This window comes from Streptomyces sp. CO7 (assembly GCF_053474865.1).
The window spans coordinates 799,955-801,897 of sequence record NZ_JBRIOU010000002.1 but is presented as its reverse complement, the minus strand read 5'-3'; the positions used below and the strand labels follow the sequence as shown (position 1 = coordinate 801,897).

At 73.8% G+C, this 1,943-nt stretch carries 2 protein-coding genes; both read right to left on the bottom strand.

What is annotated here, in order from left to right; genetic code table 11:
• On the bottom strand, positions 1–854 hold an 854-nt coding region (locus tag ACOV8S_RS05620), incomplete at its 3' end, for an alpha/beta fold hydrolase (RefSeq protein WP_448316412.1).
• A 54-nt stretch (positions 855–908) separates the two neighbouring features.
• The coding region (locus ACOV8S_RS05615) for a beta-xylosidase family glycoside hydrolase (protein ID WP_448316411.1) at positions 909–1,943 on the bottom strand (1,035 nt) is incomplete at its 5' end.

Here is a 1,943-nt window from a genome sequence, read left to right as displayed (position 1 = left end):
GGCATGGCCCGGGGGCGGGACACGCTCTGGCTCACGGAGGAGACCGACGGCCCGGCAAGGCCCTCGGGGCCGGTCGGCCAGGCCGACGAGAAGTGCCGGACCAGCAGGTCGGTGACGGCGGCGGGCTGCTCCACGGGCACCAGGTGGGAGGCGCCGGGCACCACCGCGAGACGGGCGTCGGGGATGCCGGCGACCAGGGTGCGCGCCTCGGCGGGGCCGGTGACCTGGTCGTCGGACCCGGCCAGCACCAGCGTCGGCACGCCGATCCGGCCCAGCTCCGCGCGCACGTCGAACCCGGCGAGCGCCTCGCAGGCGGCGATGTAGCACCCGGGGTCCGTGGTGCGGACCATTTGCACGGCCCACTCGGTGATGGCGGGCTGGGCGGCGGCGAACCCGCCGGTGAACCAGCGCTCCGGGGACGAACGGGCGATCTGTTCCAGCCCGTTGCTGCGCACCACCACGCCGCGCTGGCGGAACTCGTCCGGGGTGCCGAAGCGGGGCGAGGCGGCGATCAGCGCCAGCGAGGCGACCCGCTCGGGGTGCCGCAGCGCCAGTTCCAGACCGACCGCGCCGCCCAGCGCGCAGCCCGCGTACCCGAAGCGGCGGACGCCCAGCCCGTCGAGGGTGGCCAGCAGCCGGGCCGCCAGCTCGGCGACCGACCCGGCGGGGTAGGCGGGCGCCCCGCCGTGCCCGGGCAGGTCCCAGCGCAGCACGCGCCACTGCCGCGCGAGCTCGGGAACCTGCCGGTCCCACATGTGCCAGGTGGTGCCGAGGGAGGGCCCCACGATCAGCACGGGAGCGTGTTCCGGCCCGTCGAAGCGGAATTGGAGGGCCGGGGTCTTCGTCTCACTCACCCTCCGACCCTCTCATCCGTCACGCACACCCCCATAACGGGGGCCACCGGTGCCTCAGGCCGGGGTGAGGGTGAACGACTCCCAGGGGCCGATCGAGGTGCGGTTGGCGATCAGCGGAGAGGCGCCGCCGTCCGCGGCGCTGACGTACCGGTCGTTGGCCCGGGCGCGCAGGCTGACGGTGCCGTCGGCGTTGTTCACCCGGCGGAACGTCTCCCAGTTGCCCGCGCTGGTGCGGTTGGCGATCAGCGGGGAGGCTCCGGCGTTGTCGGCGCAGACGAAGCGGTCGTTGGCGCGGGCCCGCAGCGCGACGTCGCCGTTGCCGAGGTCGACGAGGTCGAACGTCTCCCAGACGCCGACGCTCGTGCGGTTGGCGATCAGTGGGGAGCCTCCCGCGTTGTCGGCGCAGACGTAGCGGTCGTTGGCGCGGGCCCGGAGGCTGACGGCGGAGGTGGTGGCGGAGCCGGATCCCGGGGTCAGCTCGAAGCGCTCGACGCGGACCGAGCCGCCGAGGGCGACGGTGGCGTAGTTGAAGATGCCGAAGCGGTAGCCCATGAAGAACTGCCACTCGTTCTTGAGGGTGAGGGCGGGACCCAACGGGGCGAAGGTCACGCCGTCGGTGCTGTAGGAGAAACGTCCCTGGCGGCCGCTGCCGGGGCGGATGTCGGCGGTGGCGCGCAACCAGATCCGGCTGCCCGTGACGGACGCTCCGGCGGCCTCGGCGCCCGTGCTGCTGGTTTTCCATTCGCCGTCCATGGTGATGCCGTTGACCATCACCACGCGGGTCGTGCCGTTGTCGCGCTTGAGGCCGATCCAGGCGGAGGAGTCGCGCAGCAGGGCGAGTCCGCTGCGGTCGCCGTCACGCATGCCGGAGTGGTCGAGGACGATCGTCGCGGTCGAGGTGGGGCCCTGGATGCGGTGGGTGAGCGTGTTGCGGGCGGAGTACAGGTCGAAGGTGGTGGTGGCGGTCCGCAGCGTGAGCCCGCCGCCGACGGTGAACCGGCTGGTGTCCGGGTTGTGGTTCCACTCCCACTGGGGCCCGAGCGCGGGCCCCGGGAAGGTGTCGACGCCGGTGAGCGGCCTGGTCGCCCG